The sequence below is a fragment of the Gorillibacterium sp. sgz306347 genome, from assembly GCF_059735245.1.
Map to the genome: position 1 here is coordinate 39,264 of NZ_JCAPET010000015.1, position 20,977 is coordinate 60,240.

Sequence of the window (20,977 nt, forward strand, 5' to 3'; positions counted from 1 at the left end):
GACCTCACAATTCTTCGTCCATTTTCTGCACCATTTGAGTTATTCCCGGCCCCAAACCAATGACAGGTGTCCACTCTAATTCGTTTTGAGCCGTCCGAATATCTAAAATATTGGAAGGTACATCAAACGAACGAGACTCACGGTGCGTAATTTCTGTGGAATAACCTACTGCACTTTGAATTGTTTCAATGACCTTACGTAAAGATACGCCTTCTCCGCTCCCGATATTAAAGATTTTTTTCTCCCCTTTATAAGCTGCAGCCATTACAGCTGCCTTCACTACATCAGATACGTGAATATAATCTCGCACCACAGAGCCGTCTCCCCATATTTCAATAGGTTTCTTGTTCAGCACTCTATCCAAAAATATGCCGATAGCTCCTTGCCCTTTACTAATGGATTGCCCCTCTCCATAAGGATTGGATACCCTCAAGATGGCATAATCCAAGTTGTGCAGATAATGAAAGAGCGCGATATATTTTTCTTCCGCCAATTTATGTATTCCGTATGCGCAAATAGGATTGGTCGGATGCTCTTCGGTAATCGGCAATACCTTTGGGATACCATAAACTGTTCCTCCCGAAGAGAAGTATACAATTTTTTTCACTCGCTTTTTTACTGCCATCTCAAGAAGTTGAATAGTCGGTATAACATTGGTTTGAAGATCATAAACAATGTCCTCATTTGATGTTTTCGGCAAAGTCGTGCTGATTAGATGATAAACCATGTCTATGTCATTCAGAACATCATTGACCAACTCGGCATTATTAAAGTCCCCTTCGTACCATTCAGCGCCTGAAGCAGTTTTTTCCGGCAGTTGTTTGCTAAAGACACGTACTTTATGACCTTCTTCGATCAGCTTTTTCACCAAATGCGAGCCAATAAAACCGCCGCCGCCAAGAACCAGGCAGTTCATCATTCTACCTCCACGAGAGTATCCGTTTTCCATACATTCTTAATGATTTGATCTATATAAGGTCCAATGAACAAAGGTGGCATAATATTCGAAGTTATTTTCCCCAATTCTCCTTTGGATTGTTCTAAATCACTCAAAATATTAGCCAGGGCTCTGGAATCACCTGCCGGGAACCGGTATCCTGAAACCCCGTGTTCTACCAGCGAGGATAAGCCGCCCAAATCGGACACAATTAGAATCCGTTTTGCCGCAAGAACGGAAAGAGCAGTTAGGGGAGTATTTTCATACCAAATAGAAGGAATAACGACTGCATCCGTATCTTTCAGCACTTCTGGAAAATCTGATTGGGCGAATACTCCTTTAAAATGAACATTGGTCATGTCTGAAGCTTGTTTCTTTAAGCTGTTGATGTATTGCTCATCGTCCGATGTACCCCAGAAGTCAAAATGAATCTTGCGGTTGTCCACTAATTTAGCCGCTTGCAAAAGAATATGAGGCCCTTTAGAAGACCTCATCGTTCCGATAAAGGATACCTTCAAGCTACTCTTAGGCTTTAAAGCAGGAAGATCCACCATCCTTCGAGAGTCTTCCGGTATAGGAAAGGGAAGGATGTATTCATTGTTGTTACGCAGTCCGTTTAAATGGAACATTTTCTGGATAAAAGGATTCGACCAAATCACACCGTCAAACATTTCAAAACAGCTTCTACTTCTTGTTTTTCTTTGTTTCAGTATCTTATAGCACTTACAGGAGGATGAGTTGACGGCAGACGCCAGCTTCGGAAATTTGATTGCGAGCTTGAACTTGGCAGGGACAGGCTGAAGCCCTTTCGCATAAGCGGATACCATGCATGACATACAACGATCAGCCTTTGGCCCTTTGCACAATTTATCGTTATGGCGAATTAATTGATAGGTTGGACATAGCATCCAAAAATCGGTAGCGGTAAAGTAAAGCTTTATGTTTCTCTTTTTTACTCGGCTTGCGAACGATCGCGTAAGTCTCATCAGATGAAAAACATGGACTATATCCGGTTGATACTCGTCCAGTATACAATCAAAAGGCTCCATCAAAGTAGGATCATCTGATTCAAAATCCAGTCTTTGGATTTGATTTTCCTTATCGGGAAGTATCATCTTCCATACTTGAAATCCTCTATAGGATTCCTCACGAATAGAAACCTTTTCCGGTACCGTATCTCCAGGAAGTATGGGTTCAACGGCCAAGATTTTCACTTCATGTCCACGCCTTCTCAACTCCTCCGCCGTTTCAAGCGTCAGCACTTCGGTTCCCGTATAGAATCTGGGGAAAAATTGATGACAAGCAAGCAAAATCCTAGCCAACTCCTTATACCCCCTTTGTATTCTCTTGGATGAAGGTGCTTAATTGAGATGGAGCTTCGCCTTTTAGCAAGTAACTCGCATAGACTTCTCCATAGAAATTACCTTGCATTGAGCCGGACAGTTGTTCAATTACTTGGCGTAATTCCTCATTTGTTACATTGTCGTATCGGTCTCTAATATAATTCAAAACAAACCGGATATGATTATCAAAAGAAACGAGAACCGCCTGAAGAGCGGCTTTTTTAAAATGATTGCTGCGCATTTGCTTTAAAAGCATCCAAGCGATCTTTTTAACTAGGGGTAATCTTATCAATTGTGAAATATTTCGTTTCACGACAACAGAAACCTGATCAGTCGATTGGTTTTTCAGATCGCCGATATGCTTTTGCACCAACTCCTCTGTTGTTTCGGAAAGATAAAGCAAATCGGCATATGTAAAGGAAGAAAGGTCTTGACGCGTCCTGCCAAGTGTCTGGGCACAAACCACCGTATCAATAATCGCCCGCCGAAAGCGGTATTGTGGACTTCGATTATGGGAATGGAACACTTTCGCTTCAGGTTGGTACAATACAGCATTCCTATGCTTAAGGGTTTCAAAAGCCCATGCCATGTCTTCCCCAAAGGGTACATCAGGAAAAGGGGTCTTTATTAAGGCGCCTTTTTTGTAAATTGCACAAACATTATCAAATCGTATATTGCGCAAACTTTCATCATAGGTTAGCTGATGAAATTCGTCCATGTTGTTAATTTTTTGTACGTATGGCGTTTCTCCAAGATAGGCGGAATGATAATCCACCTCAAATCGTGCAAACAACTCCGCATCCTCATGCGGAACTTGTTTTCCATATACAGCTGAAACATCATAGTTTGTTAAGGACTCTACAAGATTACTTAGCCATGCTTGATCGAAGGGAATGGCATCCTGGACCAGAAACACAATGTTCTCGTATTTTGTTTTTTGAACAGCCAAATTTCTCGTTCTGCTGTGATGAAAATCTTTTTGTTCAATCTGTGTAATTTCGGCACCTGCTTGCTTTGCGATTTGCAGAGTATCGTCGGTTGACCCGGAATCAATAACAACGATTTGCTTGTCACCCTGATAATCCTGTTTAAGAAGGGCTTCCATACTTTTTTTGAAAATCTCCCCACCATTATAGGTGGGAACAACAATACTAACTCCCGCGAAATTCATTTCAACTTCATCACCTTTTCAAAGCATTTCTTATGGTACGTAGAGGTTTGGTTAGCTTCCAGGAAAATGTGCTTTTCAGCATTTCGATTTCTGTCTGGGCTTGATTAAGCTGCTGCTCCGTACGCTCTTTTTCACTTTGTAAAACATTTATGCGCTGATTCAGCAGATCCCATGTCGACTTCAGTTCATACAATTCTGCATCCACCTGGGATTTTTTCAATACCGCGGCATCATAGCTAGATTTCAAATGATTGATATTTTTATTCAGGTCCTCAAAATAACTCTCTAAGTAGCGCTGGTAATCCGGAAATATACGAAGCCGAATTGCAACTGTCGTTTGCTCGTCGTCCCCATCTATATTGTTGAAGAATAAGATTTGCGGATCATTGTTATAGCAAAAATAAGCAAGTGACTCATTGTGTCCTTCCCTTTTCAACCTGATCATATTACTTGTTCTGGCCAGAAAAGGTTTCTTTAAAATATCGGTTACTTTATTGTTTTTCTGAATTTGCAATTTATCTATTTCAATAACCGACATCTCGTTTCCCGGGTCAATGCGAAGAGAGTTCCCTTGTTTGGCCGATACGGGAATGGTAAAAGAGCACCAGCTTCCGTCCCTGGATAAAGGCATGACGATTGAGTTACTTTCTTTAAAAAAGTCGTCCTCGCTCCAGAAAACTTGCAATTTGTTAATGGGGGCAACCGGTGTTATCTTCTCAACAATCGTATCCATATCTGCAAACTCAGTATGAAACAATGCATCAGCCAAAAGTAACGTTTCCCGGCGCTTAGGGACCTTTTCAACAAGAAAGCGTCCGGGACTTACAATCCGGCTCTGCAGGTATACTTCGCTTAGCTGAAATAAATACTTGTAGATGCGTTCGTCAAGCTTAATGCTGGTTTTGAAGATCTTAAGATCAATTTTACATTGCGAATAATAATTATGCCGGAGGATATCAACCCAAAAAAAATGGGTAACACGGCTGAGATCATAATCGGCAATGTATATCTTGTCTTTCATAACAAGCACATTTCTCGGAATAATATCTCGTGTAGTCCAAACTTCTTTCCAAATTAAATCTTTGAGATTGTCTTTTACCAGTTGCATTGTTCTTTCTTTCACTTCATCTGGAAGCGACAGCAATTCGCATGCTTGGTACCATTCATTGACCTCGTTTTGCACGGCAGGAATCAAATGCTCCGGTACATCAATGTGCGCCACATGCTCATAGATTTCGCTAATTTTTTTATTAGCATCCTCCAGATAAGCAAGCCCTCTTGCTGCCATATCTTCAAGGGTGCAGCTTGCTTCAATGTACTCTTCTACAAGGTAGACATAGTGCTGATCATTCTCGTATACTCCGATAATTTCGGGTGCAGTGAATGGATTCAGTGAGCGGTATTGCTTTTGGGTTTCCAGTAACATATGAACATCAAAGAAACCGTTTTTCTTGATTTTTTTGACGGAACACAACATATTATCATTTAGGCTGACAAAATAACGATAACTTTGCGCATCTCTCGACCGGGTACCGTCGCTTATGGAGAGATTGATTTCGATATCCCTAAGTTCGCTTTCTGTACAAACACCGGAATGTAGTAATGCATTCTTTATTCCCATTTGGTGTCAACCCTTCGGTTTCATAATCAATCCGTAAGACGGACAAAAAAAATGCGCGACCCCATTGTAGCTCAATAGTTTATACAAAGCATCCAGCTGCTTATTGAAGCTCAAACGCGTTCCATCAATGCCGGAGTGTTCATTTGAAGCCAAGCGGTCCTTTTGAATAAATTGATTGACGTCTTTCAATTCAACCATATTTCGTATGATTTTATAATCGGGAAAGCAGGCATACACTTTGTGAACTTCAAGACCCGCTTCAAAGGCCATGTCTTTATATTCTTTTAAACTCCATGTTTTCGCCGGCAGCTGCCCTTGATTTGCGGCCAAATACATTTCCTCTGCTTCCGCTTCAGCCATAAACGGCAAAAATGGAATACCCGTATGATCGTCGGGTGCCCCTAACAGATATTTTAATCCAAGACTGTTTTCAATTCCTATGTATATTTCCCCGTCATTTCGTAACAATTCTTTGGCTTTGGACAAAGCTTTAATCTGTACAGCCCGAATTGTTTCCTGTTTATCCCGTCCAACGCCGATCCATTCTAGAGACCCGTTAAAAACGATAAGATCGAAGGTTGTTTTGGAAAAGGGAAACGTAAGAAAATTGCCCTGCGCCTTCATGATTTCAACTTTTTCTTGCTTTTCAATCTCTTCTAGAATATCGAGCCGATTTCGGGTTAAATCTAAAGCGACTGTATGCCCATGTCGTGCTAATGGAACTGAAACTTGTCCCCAACCAGAACCGACATCCAGAAACACCCCGTCTTTAGGGAGAGACAAGACTTCCAGAAAAGCGTCCCTGCCCAGATCCGTTATAATCTGATAGAGCCAACTGGATGTTTCGGCATATTGCTCAGCTACAACCTGTGTCCAAGGTTTCTCTTGCAGCTGTTGGATAACAGCAAGTTCCTCCTCGCTACTTAAATCGGTATAGGTCCCTTGATAATCGTCCTCAACTGCTCTTTTGTCGGACAAAATAACAACTTTTTCATCCAGGGGATCGATAACATCTCTAATAACCATTTGATCGCCTCATCAACTATAAGAATGTAAAGAAGTTATTCGTTTCCGGTCATTTTTAAATTTTCAACGCTGATTTTGGTGTGAAGGTTTGCGTAACCGAAGCTTCGATCCTTTCCTCGCGGCAAAATCTTAATTTCAAGAGCGTCATATCGCCGGTCAAGCGGTACAATTTCATCATTCTCCAATTCCACAAAACCAAAAGAGAAATAGTAATCCCCAGGAATCAGATTAAGCTCTTGAGTAAATTCAACCATGACTGATTCGCTTTCATTTAATGATTTAAAGGGCATGTCTTGGAAATAAGTATTTGTTCCGTAAACCTCCAAACCCTTTACGGTTTTTATTGTCATAGCATAAATGGGTTTCTCAACAAATTTTTCTGCTCTGGCACACATCTGTATGGCAACCTGTTCCCCGGAAGTAAATATGGTTTGAGACAGACCCATTTGATTTTTTATCGTAAAAGAATCGATATACCCTTTCGCATTTCCGTAACGATATTCACTCTGTTCGACTTGCTGGGCTGAATTTACAATTGGATCTGAGTCCTTTGGTGTATCAAGCTCTTTCAATTCGTTGCGCTCGGATGAAAACAAGAGCTTAGTATAATGATTAACAATTGTATTTGGTTCTCCTTGTTCAAGGAGTCTTCCTTTATCAAACAGCATCACCTCATCGCAGAACTGTCTGATGGATTGAAGATCATGAGAAACCAGCAGTACCGTAGCCCCTGCTTTTTGAATTGATTTTATCCGCTCGAAGCACTTCAATTGAAACCGGGAATCTCCAACAGCCAAAGCTTCATCGACAATTAGAATATCGGGTGAAACGCTAATCGCCACCGAAAAGGCTAATCTTACAAACATTCCGGAGGAGTAGGTTTTTACTGGTTGGTCCACAAATGGCCCAATCTCGGCAAACTCCAAAATTTCCTCCATTCTATTGTTCATTTCTTCTTTGCCGATCCCCAGAATAGCCCCGTTAAGATAGATGTTCTCCCTTCCAGTAAAGTCCGGATTGAACCCGCTTCCTAACTCTAGCAGGGCCGCAATCCTTCCTTCCACTCTTTTCATTCCGCCGGTCGGCTCCAAAATACCGGCTAGCATTTGAAGAAGCGTGCTCTTCCCTGAACCGTTGCGTCCAATGATTCCCACGGTTCTGCCCTTTAGAATGGAGAAAGAAACATCCTTGAGTGCCCAAAATTCTTTATAGAATTGTTTTTTCCCTCGAAAGATACTTTGTTTAAGACGATCATGCGGTTTCTCGTATATTTTATATGCTTTGCTCAAATTACTGACCTCAATGGAATTTCCATTACTCATTATATGGACACCTCGTTATCTTGCGTTAAATAACATCTGCAAAACCTTTTTTGCTTTTCTTAAAGAAAAAGTATCCGACCATAGAGATGATCAAACCGATTATCGAACCAACAAGAAGCCAATGCCAATTCGGCATTTCCCCCCATATAACAATCCTTCTCATATCTTCCACCACAAAGCCAACGGGGTTTAAGTTATAGACGACCTTCAATTCTTCCGGAACTGATTCAATAGGATAAAAAATTGGGCTGAGGAGCATTAACGCTTGCACAGCTACACCTACTACTTGCGATATATCCCGAAGATAAACCCCCAGTGCCGAAAGCATCCAGCTTAGCCCCATCGTTATGAGAACAAGAGGAATTAATACCAGAGGAAGTAAAAAAAGTGTAACGTTAATTACACCCAAAAAGATAGCTAGACTGATAATCAAGATAACGAATCCAATCAAATTTTGAATTAACGCAGAACCAATTAGGACGATCGGGAATATTTCAAGAGGGAAAACCACTTTCTTCACATAATTTGAATTGCTCAAAATAATACCGGGGGAACGAACCAAAACTTCCGACATAATATTGTAGGTTAATATTCCGGTAAAAATAATCATGGCGAACTCCATCTTATTGGAGGATGCCGCGCTCCAGCGCGCCTGGAAAATTTCACTAAAAACAAAAGTGTAAACCGTCAACATTAAAAGAGGATTCAAAACCGACCATAAAAAGCCTAACTGGGAGCCTTTATATTTGGTTGAAATGTCTCTTTTAATAAATTGAACAATCAAGTTCCTGTACAGGGACTTACTTTTTATTGATGACGAAAAGGTATTCATTCCCATAAAACTCCTCTGAGTACAAGAATAGCATTACGAAAGCAGCCAGCAATCCACAATTATCAGTTTATAAGTTTATCACACCTCTTACTTTTAAGGAACAATTCCTCGTTTTCTTTCTCCAACCATTCCATAAATTTGCTTCCCGGTCATAATTTCCGATTCAAACATACTAAACCTGAGTAAGTACTATATTGGGAAACTATGGATTAAGGGATTATGAAGTCAAGCTTGCAATATGCTATAATAGTAAAGTCTTTCCCACAAAAAGACAAATTATCTCAAGGATGCCCTTGAGATACTAGAGTTGGGATAGGAGGTGAAACAATGGATACAACAAAAAGCAATACAAACAATGATAGTAGTTCCTATGGAAGGAGTGTCACCTTGTTGAAGAGCACTGTTGTTAAGAAAACATCCGGGCTTTTGGCCACGCTTTTGATGCTTTCGATTCTCTTGCCTGCTCTTGCATTTGCTGACTTTGAAAATGTACAATACAGCAGCGATGGGGTTGTAAGCGGAGCCGTGTACTTAGATGAAGAACCGGAGGAGGCCAACACCGTTTTTGTATCGGTGTATGAGGAAGACGGGACTTTCATCAGCGCAATTAAAGCTACTTATGACAATTACTATGAAGAAGGAAAAGGTTACCGCTACACCTTCCGGGATCCTGTCTCGGTTACCAGTGTAACCTACAATACTTACAATCCGGTTTGGCTGGCTGTCTATGACGACGAGGGTGTCAAGCTTGTCGACGTTCCTTCTGCCGTCTACAAGACTCCTCTCCCCCCTTACACAGGAGGCCCCATCTACTTCCCGCCGACCACTGGCGGAAATGTGGCCATCGGTGCGGACGGTAAGGCCAATGCTAGCGATCTGGCTAAGCTGATTTCCGGCAGCCAGAACGCAGTGCTCGACATCCCCAGCGATTTTGTTCTTCTTCCGGCTTCCGCCCTTACGGGGAACGGAACGCTGAAGGTGCAAAATGATACCGGCTCCTACACGCTTCCGCTCGGTCTGCTGAATGCTCAAGCATTGGCAACCAAGCTTGGCGTGACGACGAGCGATCTGCTGATTCGCGTGACCATCGAGGAAGTGGATGCGGCAACGCAATCCGCGATTGTCGCGGCTACCTACGGCGACAGCACGGTTCTGACGAACGGCGTAGAGTTTGAAGTCCTGGCGGAAGCCCCCGGCAAAACGGCGATTCCGGTCGACTTCGGAAATACGTACACGCTGCGCACGATCAACATCGACAAGCCGTTTAGCCAGATCGTTCCGGATCAGTCTACGGGTGTTCTGTTTGCGAACGGCGAGCTGACCTTCGTGCCTTCCGTCTTCTCGCAGGATGGAGACCAAACGGTTTTGACGCTGAAACGAATCGGCAACTCCGTGTACACGGCGATTGCTTCCGACAAGACCTTCAGTGACGTTTCGACCCACTGGGCCAAAAACTTCATTGAAACGCTTGCCAACAAACAGGTAATTGCCGGATACGAAAACGGTACTTACCAGCCGAAGAACAACATCACCCGCGCCGAATTTGTCGCGCTGCTTGTTAACGCGCTCGGCGTGAAAGTGAATGACGCTTCTTCCGCCGGCTTTACGGATGTCGCATCCACCGCGTGGTATGCGGATGCCGTAAACTCGGCTGCCGCGACCGGACTCGTTTCCGGCTACGGCAACAACACGTTCCAACCGAACGCCAAGATTACACGCGAAGAAGCAGCGGTTATCATCGTGAACGCCCTCGCCTTCGTTGATAAGGAAGTTACGGTAACGGCCGCCGAGCAAACTTCTCTGTATGCGCCGTACAACGACGCTGCGGGAGTTTCCGGCTGGGCAAAAGAAAAGCTTGCCGCCGCCATTAAATCCGGCATCGTGCTGGGCGTATCGCCGACCGCTCTGAAGAGCGAATGGAATACGACCCGCGCCGAAGCGGCAACCCTTCTCACCCACTTCCTGCACAAAGCAGAGTTCATCAACTGAGCCTAAGGACTCAAAAGAGGCTGTCTTCGACAGAAGACAGCCTCTTTTTCATTGCTTAATAGGAAACGATGTCATAAGATTGGAATAAAGCTCGACTTCGGGCTTTTCGTATGAAATCTTTTGTTATTTGAAGGAGCCGATTATGAGCCGCAATAAGCAAACCGGGTTAGCCGCTTCCCGGCAGGATCCCCAACGTTCGTCAATTTTGTACTGGAGCTTGATGTGTTTTACGCTGTTGTTTTTCCTGATCGCCCCTTATTCGAAAGGTCTCTTCCTTTCCAACCGCAACGAGTTCAACCCGCAAATGGCGATCTCTTTTCAAGGCCCGCTCTATATCGCTTTAACCTTTGTCTTTCTTGCTTTGCTTGTGCTCTCTTTCTATTACTACTTTTTCTTCTCCATCCGGCAAAAAAGCGACTACCTGCTGCTGGCCGTATGGCTGATTCCGCTCTCCTACTTTATCTCGGTTTTTCAGGGCGTCTCCGTTTTCATGTCCCTGCAGGGAGCTTATTTGCAGCTGATGTTCGCCGCCTTTTTCCTGATTGGAGCTGTACTGGCGCGGAATAAATCGGGAGCGAATGTTTTGGCTCAAGGGCTTATGCTCTCCGGATATCTAATTGTGCTTTATGGCATGCTGAACTGGTTCGCCAACATTACAAGGCCTGGAATCATCGTCAATGACGGGACCGGCATTCGGTTGACCTCGATCTTTACGTATGCGAATACATACGCCGGCTTTTTGCTAGCGGTCCTTTTGGCCGCGGTCTACTTGAGCGCCACTTCCACGACACGCAAAGGCGTCTTCTACCATGCTTGTTTCCTGGTGCCGTCCTTTGTTTCTCTTTTCCTCACGCTGTCGCGGGGCGGTCTTGTGGTGTTTCCGGTCCTTTTTATTTTCGTTTTGCTGTTCTTGCGCTTTGACCGTCAGATTAAGGCAACCCTCATCCTGCTGCTTTCCGGAGTCGCTGCATTGGCGATCACCAACGTGACCAATTCAAACGGCCTGAAGCTTCAGGAAGCTTACGAGCAAGGCCTTATGCTTCAATCCTGGGGAATTCTCCTTGCCGTTTCGGCTCTTGCTGCAGTGGGGGCCGTCGGCATTGACTGGCTGACGGAACGCTACCTGTCAAAAGCAGCGGATAAAATCGGGCGCCTTCGGTTTTCGAATATTTGGTTTCCACTGGCTGCCGTGGTGCTGGGTGCTGTTGTTGTTCTTCTTCTCGTCACTACTCCGCTGGTGAACCTTTTGCCGGAGAGTGTGGCTCAGCGGGTTGGGAACATTAATTTCAACCAGCACAGCGTTCTGGAAAGAGGTTATTTTTACGAGGATGCATTGAAGATTTTCAAAGACTATCCCGTTTTCGGGACCGGCGGCGGTGGTTGGAGCGCTCTTTATCATATCTACCAGAGTTATCCCTACACCAGCCGCCAGTCACATAACTTCTTGATTCAGGTCTTGGACGATGTCGGATTATTTGGAACGGTAATTGTCTTCGGCTTTATTCTTGCTGTTCTGGTTCTCTTCCTGAGCCATGTGCTGAAAGCGAAACAGGCCGGACGAGAGTATACGGTATTTTTCATTCTGGCCGCCTCCTTGCTGGCACATGCTTTTATCGATTTTGATATGAGCTACGCCTTCATCTCCGCTTTGGTGTTTCTGTGCCTGGGCGCGGTATTTGCCGCTTCGCGAAAGCCCGTCGGAGACGATACACCGGCAAAGCCTTCGTTTTGGGAGCGCACCCGTTGGCTTTATCCCTCTCTTGTCGGCGTTATGGCTCTAATGATGATAGTCGTTTCCTATCGGATGTACATGGGACACCGCAGCGTAAAGCCGGTTCTTGCGGCACTTTCCAACAAACAGATTAACCTGCCGGACGCCATGAACGATTTGGACAGAGCCTCCAAGCTGCATCCGACCAATACGGATTACAAGCTGTTAAAGGCCAATTTATATAACCAGGCATTCATGCAAGGAGAAAACACGGACTATATGGTAAAAGGAGAAGAGATTCTCCAGGCGCTGGACAAGCGGGAGCCTTTCCTCATCGAAGCTCCTGAATACCGATATAATTGGGCGGTTAAGCAAGGACGGTTTGATGAAGCTTTGGCGCAAATCGAAAAACAGCTTGACCTCAACCCCTGGCAGCCCGCTTATTACGAAAGAGCCATGACGCTGCACTACATTCTCGGCGAACGGGCAGGAACGGCGGGAGAGACGGGTGAAGCCATCCGTCACTGGGATAAAGCCATCGAGCTGCATGCAAAGGTGCTGGCGCAGAAAGCGAAAACCGAAAAAATTCCTGACGTTATCACCATCTACAATCCGCTGGATGTAACGCGCAACATGGCGCTGCCGGTGGCTCAGTCCCAGTTTAAGCTTGGCCGTTATGCCGAAGCTTCCGCCATGCTGCAGCCCTTCCTGAGCGACAATCTGGAGGAGCCGGAAAATGTTCAGGTGCTGCGCACCTATCTGGCCGCCCTTTCCAAGCAAGGCCAATCCGACCAGGCTTGGTACGACAAGCTGATTGCCAGAGATCCGCAAGAAGCGGAGGAAATCGAAGCGCTGGCAGCGGAAGAGCCCTTGGAGTAACGCGTAACGGGAAATTGGAAAAAGCGGGCCTTCCGGGGAAGGAAGCCCGCTTTTTTGTGCGCATGCAGCGTCAACTCCCGTTGACGCTGTTTTCGTTTCTTTATCGTTGAGGAACCGGCTTAGTTCGCTTGCGCCAGTCGCACCAGCATATGGGCCAAAGCGTGGCGTTCGTCTTTTTCGCCGACCTGCCAGAGCTGCTGCAAAAGCCGCTCTTCGCTGTTTCGGGGCGCTTCCTTGGCGGCCAGATAGTCGGCGACTTTTTCCGCTGCAACAGCCAGCTGCTCTTCGCCGAGGCCGATGCTTTCGCCTATTTTGATGCGCTTGGCTAAAAACGATTTAAACCCTTCAAAATCGCTTAAGACTTCGTCTTTGCGATCGCTGCCCATTCGTTCCACTGCTTCGCCGATCTTCTGTTCATTCAGCTGCCCGTCTTTGGAGATCACATGGTTTTTTTCCGTCATGATGGCACCTCCTGTTGTAGTGGAATTCCCTTCTATTTAACCCTGAGGCTTCGGAATGAACCATGTTCCCCCAATTCTAAAGTTGTACGAAATGGCTATGCTCGTTTTCCCCAATCCCGCTGCTTCCGCCTTGTTATCCCCAAACAAAAAGAAGCCTCTCAAAAGTTCATAGAACTTCTGAGAGGCTTCCTTGTTATTTGTGTGATCAAAGCGTGGTCATACCATGTTTTCCGCAAGCAGGAGCCCTTGATGCAGAAGGCGTTGGCGCCTTCTTACATCATGCCGCCCATTCCGCCCATGCCGCCCATGTCGGGCATAGCGGGTTTGTCTTTTTCCGGTTTGTCGGCGACGACGGCTTCCGTCGTGAGGAACATGGCCGCTACGGAAGCAGCGTTTTGCAGCGCGGAGCGGGTTACCTTCGTCGGGTCGACGATACCGGCTTCGAACATGTTGACCCACTCGTCGGTGGCGGCGTTGTAGCCGACGCCAAGGTTTTCTTTCTTCAGGCGGTCGACGATGACCGAGCCTTCTTGGCCGGCGTTCGTGGCGATGATGCGAACCGGCTCTTCCAGAGCGCGGAGCACGATGTTGACGCCGGTTTTCTCGTCGCCTGCGGCTTCAACCGCCGCAACGGCGCTGTAGACGTTCACGAGGGCCGTGCCGCCGCCGGAGACGATGCCTTCTTCCACGGCAGCACGCGTGGAGTTCAGGGCGTCTTCGATGCGCAGCTTGCGCTCTTTGAGCTCGGTTTCCGTAGCGGCGCCGACTTTGACGACGGCTACGCCGCCGGAGAGCTTGGCGAGGCGTTCTTGCAGTTTTTCTTTATCGAATTCGGAAGTGGTTTCTTCCAATTGTGCTTTAATTTGAGCGACGCGTGCGCCGATGTCTTTCTTGTCGCCAGCGCCGTCGACGATGATCGTGTTCTCTTTCGTCACGCGAACTTGGCGCGTGCGGCCGAGCTGCTCGATCGTCGTGCTTTTCAGGTCCAGACCGAGCTCTTCCGTGATCACTTGACCGCCGGTCAGAGCGGCGATGTCCTGCAGCATGGCTTTGCGGCGGTCGCCGAAGCCCGGGGCTTTGACGGCCACACAGGTGAACGTTCCGCGCAGACGGTTGACGACCAGAGTCGCCAGCGCTTCGCCTTCCACGTCTTCCGCGATGATGACGAGCGGGCGGCCTTGTTGGACGACCTTTTCCAGAACCGGCAGGATCTCTTGGATGTTGGAGATCTTCTTGTCGGTGATCAGGATGAACGGCTCGTCAAGAACGGCTTCCATTTTGTCCGTGTCGGTGATCATGTACGGGGAGATGTAGCCGCGGTCGAATTGCATCCCTTCCACGACTTCCAGCTCGGTGTTAAATCCTTTGGACTCTTCCACCGTTACGACGCCGTCGTTGCCGACTTTCTCCATCGCTTCGGCGATGAGCTGGCCGAGCTCGTTATCAGCAGCGGAGATGGCGGCAACTTGCGCGATCGAGTTTTTGCCTTCGATCGGCTTGGAGATGCGGGCCAGCTCTTCCACAGCGGCTTTTACGGCCTTCTCGATGCCGCGGCGAATGATCATCGGGTTCGCACCGGCGGTTACGTTCTTCAGACCTTCGCGAATCATCGCTTGCGCCAGAACCGTAGCGGTCGTCGTTCCGTCACCGGCGACGTCGTTGGTTTTGGTAGCGACTTCTTTAACCAGTTGAGCGCCCATGTTCTCAAACGCATCTTCCAGCTCGATTTCTTTGGCAATCGTCACGCCGTCGTTCGTGATCAACGGGCTGCCGAATTTTTTCTCCAGAACGACATTGCGGCCTTTCGGTCCGAGTGTTACTTTTACTGCGTTTGCCAGAGCGTCAACCCCGCGCAGCATTGCGCGGCGCGCGTCTTCGCCAAATTGAATATCTTTTGCCATAGCGTAATATACCTCCCGAAAAATAGTGTTATCTATCGGCGGCTGTTCCGCCGTGCTTTACCTGCGGAGTAAGTTTCGTTGCGGCGGAGCCTGCGGCGCGTGCAGCCAGCTCCGTACGCCAATTAGGACAGGACGGCCAGGATGTCGCTTTCGCGCATGATCAGCAGTTCGCGGCCTTCGAACTTCACTTCGGTGCCGGCGTATTTCGAGAAGATGATGCGGTCGCCTTCTTTGACTTCCAGCGGTACGCGTTCTCCGTCTTTGAGGGTGCCGCTTCCGACCGCGACGACTTTGCCTTCTTGCGGCTTTTCTTTCGCCGTATCCGGCAGCACGATTCCGCTTGCGGTGGTTTCTTCTTTCGCCACTGCCTCGATTACTACGCGATCGCCCAAAGGTTTAATCATGGAACAACTGCCTCCTTTTGATATGTAGCGTTTAGCACTCGACCATGCTTAGTGCTAACAACAATTCTTATGATACGGTTTTTGGCATCATTTTGCAAGGGGGGTGGCGGGTAAAACCATAAAAAATCCCTCTGTCCCAACCTGCTTAACTGTACCATACCGGAAAGCGGCATGCAAAAAACGGCCTCCCCCCGCTCACACGGACAAAATCGCCCATCGAGCCTGAGGGACTGGGCCTGTATAGAGACAATCGCTCTCATCCCGCGCTATATGTATGTTTTATCGGGAACATGGAAAACCCTTCATGATAAACTCTTACGAGGCGGGGTGGTTCAGCAAGGAGGGCTTTTTTCGTCGGATAGTGGGATTGCTAAAAAATAATTTTATTGCTTGACCACCGCCATAGTCCAGCTTTGAAAAAGCGCATCGCCCGAAAAGGAACTCTCCCGCAAACGTGGGTGGCGAACAGCGAACGCAAATGGTGGTCCCGGCGGGCATGAGTGGCGAACAGTGATCGCAAATGGTGGTCCCTGGCGGGCACCACAGAAAATGAAAATAAAGTCGCGTTATTTCGGGGTGGATTTTTTGGCTATGCCGTGGTCCAATGTCCATCACGCGCCGGGAGCTTTGGTCATGGGGCGCCGGAAGGGGCCGGACAAATTCTAACGGTTGCCAGCGAGCTTATTTGGCTTAAAACGAGACGTTTCAAAATCTAACGGTTGCCACGGAGCTTATTTGGCTCGGAGAGGGAGAGTTTTGGTCTTTTTGGGGCAAATAAGCGCTTCCACAACCGTTAGAAATGGAAACAGGGGTTTTTTGGGCGAATAAGCGCTGTGGCAACCGTTAGCCACCCATGCCCTGGCGGGCACCACAGACGATGAAGTTGCGTTATTTTCGGGTAGAATAACGGCTGCAGGTTCCGAAGCTTTGGCGCCTTGGACCAGGGCAATCCACCAAGATCTCACGACGCAAAAAAGGCGAACCCAAGGTTCGCCTTCCCAATGCTGACCCTCTCCGTAGTTTTCCGGCCGACGGAATCTTTTTCGACAGCTTTTTTTATCGCCGGGATTTTTTCGACTATCCTTTAATCGGCAATAATCGGCAAGCTTTTCTCGGGCTTGCTGTTAATCGGCAAGCTTCTATGCGGCTCGCTAATGTTCACTCCACAGGGTTCTTTCCGGTGACTGGCTGCTCAATCGGCAAGCCCTTCCCCCGCTGTTCTATCGACAGGATTTTCTCCGGTTAGGTTGCTGAGCAATCGACAAACTTTTCCCCGGTTAGCTTGCTGAGCAATCGACAAACTTTTCTTCGGTTAGCTTGCTGTTCAATCAACGGGATTCTCTCCGGCGGGTGCAGACTTACTTTATCAACAGTCTTGTCCGAGCTACCCAATCCTTGCAACCGGCAGACCGGTCCTGAAGGCTCGTATGAGCGTCTCGCCACCAACCCTCCAGAGGCCTTAGAAATACTCGGTAAAATGCGCGTCCTCGCCGGAAAGCATGCTGAGGGCGTGCGGCAAAACGCCGAGTATCGCCGCCAGACTTTCGTGCACGCCGCGCGGTTCGCCCGGCAGGTTGATGATCAGCGAGCTGCCCCGAATGACGGCGACGCAGCGGGAAAGCATGGCGTACGGCGTCCGCTGAAGCGCAGCCTGCCGCATTGCCTCGGGAATGCCGGGTACCAGCCGGTCGGCTACGTCGAGCGTCGCCTCCGGGGTGACATCCCGCGGCGCCACGCCGATGCCGCCTGTCGTCAGAATCAGATCGGCGCGGTAATAGTCCGCCATCTCGATCAGCGCGGCCATGATATCGCTTTTCTCATCCGGGACGACGCGATATTCCACAATCTCCCCGTCCAGCTCCTCTTCGACGATTTCCCGGATCACCTGAGCGCTTGTATCCTCCCGCTCTCCGCGCGATCCTTTGTCGCTGGCTGTCAAAATCGCAACTTTCCAGCGCATGGTGTCTCCTCGCTTTCTATAAATGAAACAAGTATAATGAACGTTTTTGAACGTAAGCCAAGCAGCGAACAAGTTACCCGCCCGCCACAGCCCGCATTGCCGCTATCCGGCTCCAAAAGCGGCTTGTCCCGCGTCCGTGCACGCAGCGGTCTCCGACTCGGTTACCACCAGATCCGACCGGCTGTCGTGCTGCTCCATCGGCACGCGCTCCACAAGCTGAAATCCGAACGCGGGCGAAAGCTTGATCCCCTCCGGCCGGGATGCGGCTGCCGGGTCCGCTCCGCCCAGGAAGCGGTCGTAAAAGCCGCCGCCGTACCCCAGCCTCCCGCCAAGCCGGTCAAAAGCCAGCCCGGGCAGCAGAATCAGACCGGCCCGCTCCGGGGCTTCGAGAAGAGGGCAGCCGGCTGACGGCTCCCGGATTCCCCATACGCCCGGCTGCAGGTCACCGTATCCGCGCACTACCCGCCATTCCAGCCTCCGCGGCTCTTTGCGGGTGACCGGTGCGGCTACGGTTCTTCCTTCCGCCCACAGCCATTCGATAACCGGCGAAATGTCGGCTTCGGGTGGAAACGGAAAGAAGACCAGCGTCGTTTCACTCCCCGAAAGCCGTAAAGATGCGATTGTATCCTTCAGGCGCTCGCTGAGCAGCCGGGAAAGCCGTTTATGCTCCTCCGGCGCGAGCGATTGACGGCGGTCCAGCATTTCGCGGCGCAAGAGCGCCTTTTGCTCTCCAGCCGGCATGCTACCTCCCGCCTTTCCGGCAGTCCGGCTGGAAACCGGCGGATGCCGTTTTCAGCCGCTGCTCCGTCCGTTCCCGCGTGTGCGGGCTGCTTCAAATTGCTGCGTTTCCTAGCAAGGGTTGCCACCCTCTATTGTAGCATAGCGTTTTATGAAAAAAAAAGGCTGGTTTCCGCATTGTTCTTTTGCGTTCGCGAACCGGCTTCTGCCGTGACGGCAGGATTTTTTGCCTTCATCCGTTTCCCCCGCTTCTGCTTTCGTTCGGTTTCAGGTAAACTGAAGAGAAGAAGACAGTCAATTATCATGGTGGAGGATTCATAACGATGCTGCTGCAAGCGGTGAACATCAGCAAGAATTACGGCGTACGGGCCGTACTTACCAATATAACGATGCTGGTCAATGAGCGGGAAAAGATCGGGCTTGTTGGCGTCAACGGTGCGGGTAAATCGACTTTTTTGCAAATTATTGCCGGGGAAATGTCGTATGACAGCGGGGAAATTTACAAAGCGAAAGAAACGACAATCGGCTATCTGGCCCAAAACAGCGGCCTGAATTCGGGCAGCACCATCCGGGAGGAAATGCTGGAGGTGTTTACGGAGCTCCTGGCCGTCGAAAAGGAACTCCGCGGGCTGGAGGAAGCCATGGCCGACCCCGCCCTGGCGCACGACGAGAAGCGCTATGAAGAAACGATGAGCCGGTACGCCGTGCGTTCCGAATGGTTCCGGGAAAAGGGCGGCTACGGCATCGAAGCGAAAATCCGCGGCATTTTGAGCGGCATGGGGTTCGGGGACTTCCCCCAGGACACGGTCATCGATACGCTGAGCGGCGGACAAAAGACGAGGCTGGCCCTGGCCAAGATGCTGCTGCGCGAGCCCGATCTGCTGCTCTTGGACGAACCGACCAACCACCTCGACATCGATACGCTGACCTGGCTGGAGGATTACCTGCGCGGGTATCCCGGCGCGATTGTGGTCGTGTCCCACGACAGGTATTTTCTGGACGCTCTGGTAGGAACCATTTATGAGATCGAGCGGCACGCTTCTAAACGGTACACGGGCAATTATTCCCGTTACATCGAACTCAAGGCGACCGAATACGAATCGCAGCTGAAGCAGTATGAAAAGCAGCAGGACGAAATCGCCCGCATGGAGGATTTTGTGCAGCGCAACATTGTGCGGGCTTCGACGACCAAACGGGCGCAAAGCCGCCGCAAGGCGCTGGAAAAGATGGACCGCCTGGAGAAGCCGCTCGGCGATCTCAAAAAGGCGTCCTTTTCCTTCGAGATCGACCGGCTCTCCGGCAAGGACGTGCTGCATGCCGAAGGAATCTCGGTTTCCTTCGGAGACGGCGCTCCGCTTTTCCGAAATGCGGCGTTTCGTCTGAACCGTGGGGAAACCGTCGCTCTCATCGGCCCCAACGGGATCGGCAAATCCACTCTGCTGAAGGTGCTGACCGGTCAGCGGCAGCCGCAAACAGGCTCGCTGCTGTGGGGAACGAACGTCAAGCTCGGCTATTACGATCAGGAGCAGAAGGACCTGAATCCGAACAACACGGTGCTTGAAGAGCTGTGGAGCGCTTATCCCCTTCTGGAGGAAGCGCGCATTCGGACTGTATTGGGCAATTTTCTGTTCAGCGGCGAAGACGTCTTCAAAAAAGTAGCCGCTCTAAGCGGCGGTGAAAAGGCGCGTGTCTCGCTGGCCAAGCTGATGCTTTTGAATGCCAATGTGCTGATTCTGGACGAACCGACCAACCACCTGGACCTTTTCAGCAAGGAAGTGCTGGAAGCATCGCTTATCGATTACGAAGGAACGCTGCTTTTTATTTCCCATGACCGGTACTTCCTTAATAAAATGGCCGAGCGCATTCTGGAGCTTCATCCGGACGGCATTACCGGATACCTGGGCAATTACGACGATTACGTCGAGAAAAAGAAAGAACTGGCCGAAATCGCGGCGGAGCTCGCCGGCGAAGGAGCCGCCGCCGGCGGAGGCGCGGTGCGCGGGGGCGGAACGGCCGGCGGCGGTGCGGCGCCAGCGGGCGGGAATCGCCCCGCCGGTGAGGAGGCCGGCGCACGACCGGCAGCCGGCGGAATGGCGCCTGCACGAACCGGCGATTACGAAGCCGACAAGCAGGCCAAACGCGAGGAGCGCAGCCGCCAGCGCAAGCTGGAGCAGCTGGAGCGGGACATCGCCCGGCTGGAGGAAGAGATCGCCGCACTCGAGGAAAATCTGGCTTCGCCGGAGGTATACAACGATTACGTGAAGGTACAGGAAACCAACACGGCGCTGGAAGCAAAGCATGCGGAGCTGGAAACCGTTTTTGCCGAGTGGGAAAGCCTGTTGGAAGGGTAATCGGAAAGTAGACGAATAAAAGGAAGGACCTCGTTCTCCACTTTGCTGTGGATTTCGAGGTCCTTTTTTGGCTATTCCCGTTTCATGCGACTACTTTGGGGTCAGCAAGCCTCTATGCATGCCTGAGCGGACGGCGTTTTGCTGTCTGAGCGGAGCAATTCTTGTTGTCCACAAGTTTATCCCCATTTCCTCGTCCCTATTCTCTCGGATATTTCACACTTTTTGCGGTTATCCCGGCAGTTGTTCACATTATCCACATATTTGCCTTCCACGTTACTCATTTTTATTATCCACATCGGGATTGCTCACAGTTACGGCTTTTTTTCTAGTT

At 49.1% G+C, this 20,977-nt stretch carries 15 protein-coding genes; 3 read left to right on the forward strand and 12 right to left on the reverse strand.

Translation table 11 applies throughout. The features are described from left to right. Positions 1–4: 4 nt before the first annotated feature. The 7 genes from AC6I6H_RS10250 to AC6I6H_RS10280 are packed head-to-tail and all read right to left on the reverse strand — an operon-like array spanning position 5 to position 8,252. Positions 5–916, reverse strand: coding sequence for an NAD-dependent epimerase/dehydratase family protein (locus AC6I6H_RS10250; RefSeq protein ID WP_497953664.1), 912 nt, complete (start codon positions 914–916; stop codon positions 5–7). Further along, complete coding sequence (locus AC6I6H_RS10255; RefSeq protein WP_497953665.1) at positions 916–2,259, reverse strand: glycosyltransferase; 1,344 nt, start codon at positions 2,257–2,259, stop codon at positions 916–918. The genes AC6I6H_RS10250 and AC6I6H_RS10255 overlap by 1 nt, the downstream gene beginning before the upstream one ends. A gap of 4 nt (positions 2,260–2,263) precedes the next feature. Beyond that, complete coding sequence (locus AC6I6H_RS10260; protein WP_497953666.1) at positions 2,264–3,451, reverse strand: glycosyltransferase family 2 protein; 1,188 nt, start codon at positions 3,449–3,451, stop codon at positions 2,264–2,266. Positions 3,452–3,461: 10 nt separating this feature from the next. Beyond that, a complete protein-coding gene (locus AC6I6H_RS10265) occupies positions 3,462–5,072 on the reverse strand; it encodes a hypothetical protein (protein WP_497953667.1) in 1,611 nt (536 codons plus the stop codon). 6 nt (positions 5,073–5,078) lie between these two features. After that, complete coding sequence (locus AC6I6H_RS10270; RefSeq protein ID WP_497953668.1) at positions 5,079–6,098, reverse strand: class I SAM-dependent methyltransferase; 1,020 nt, start codon at positions 6,096–6,098, stop codon at positions 5,079–5,081. A gap of 35 nt (positions 6,099–6,133) precedes the next feature. Further along, positions 6,134–7,420, reverse strand: coding sequence for an ABC transporter ATP-binding protein (locus AC6I6H_RS10275; protein ID WP_497953669.1), 1,287 nt, complete (start codon positions 7,418–7,420; stop codon positions 6,134–6,136). A 25-nt stretch (positions 7,421–7,445) separates the two neighbouring features. Then, positions 7,446–8,252: an ABC transporter permease gene (locus tag AC6I6H_RS10280; protein ID WP_497953670.1), complete on the reverse strand. Its 807-nt coding sequence runs from the start codon at positions 8,250–8,252 to the stop codon at positions 7,446–7,448. Between the two features lie 390 nt (positions 8,253–8,642). On the opposite strand from AC6I6H_RS10280, the gene AC6I6H_RS10285 reads away from it, so the two are divergent. Both AC6I6H_RS10285 and AC6I6H_RS10290 read left to right on the forward strand, forming a co-directional pair. Further along, positions 8,643–10,241 (forward strand): S-layer homology domain-containing protein, encoded by a 1,599-nt coding sequence (locus tag AC6I6H_RS10285; RefSeq protein WP_497953671.1) that lies wholly within the window; start codon positions 8,643–8,645, stop codon positions 10,239–10,241. Positions 10,242–10,383: 142 nt separating this feature from the next. Further along, positions 10,384–12,831 carry an O-antigen ligase family protein gene (locus AC6I6H_RS10290; protein WP_497953672.1) on the forward strand — a complete coding sequence of 816 codons (2,448 nt, stop codon included), beginning with the start codon at positions 10,384–10,386 and terminating at the stop codon, positions 12,829–12,831. 119 nt (positions 12,832–12,950) lie between these two features. On the opposite strand, the gene AC6I6H_RS10295 is transcribed toward AC6I6H_RS10290, so the two are convergent. The 5 genes from AC6I6H_RS10295 to AC6I6H_RS10315 form a co-directional block, all read right to left on the reverse strand. After that, complete coding sequence (locus AC6I6H_RS10295) at positions 12,951–13,292, reverse strand: DUF3243 domain-containing protein (protein WP_497953673.1); 342 nt, start codon at positions 13,290–13,292, stop codon at positions 12,951–12,953. 272 nt (positions 13,293–13,564) lie between these two features. Next, positions 13,565–15,193 (reverse strand): chaperonin GroEL, encoded by a 1,629-nt coding sequence (groL, locus tag AC6I6H_RS10300; RefSeq protein WP_497953674.1) that lies wholly within the window; start codon positions 15,191–15,193, stop codon positions 13,565–13,567. Positions 15,194–15,315: 122 nt separating this feature from the next. Next, positions 15,316–15,597, reverse strand: coding sequence for a co-chaperone GroES (gene groES, locus AC6I6H_RS10305; RefSeq protein WP_497953675.1), 282 nt, complete (start codon positions 15,595–15,597; stop codon positions 15,316–15,318). A 1,459-nt stretch (positions 15,598–17,056) separates the two neighbouring features. Continuing rightward, on the reverse strand, positions 17,057–17,557 hold the full coding sequence (locus tag AC6I6H_RS10310) for a MogA/MoaB family molybdenum cofactor biosynthesis protein (RefSeq protein WP_497953676.1): 501 nt from the start codon (positions 17,555–17,557) through the stop codon (positions 17,057–17,059). A 102-nt stretch (positions 17,558–17,659) separates the two neighbouring features. Further along, positions 17,660–18,298: a 5-formyltetrahydrofolate cyclo-ligase gene (locus AC6I6H_RS10315; RefSeq protein ID WP_497953677.1), complete on the reverse strand. Its 639-nt coding sequence runs from the start codon at positions 18,296–18,298 to the stop codon at positions 17,660–17,662. A gap of 320 nt (positions 18,299–18,618) precedes the next feature. On the opposite strand from AC6I6H_RS10315, the gene AC6I6H_RS10320 reads away from it, so the two are divergent. Further along, positions 18,619–20,646 (forward strand): ABC-F family ATP-binding cassette domain-containing protein, encoded by a 2,028-nt coding sequence (locus AC6I6H_RS10320; protein ID WP_497953678.1) that lies wholly within the window; start codon positions 18,619–18,621, stop codon positions 20,644–20,646. Positions 20,647–20,977 lie beyond the last annotated feature (331 nt).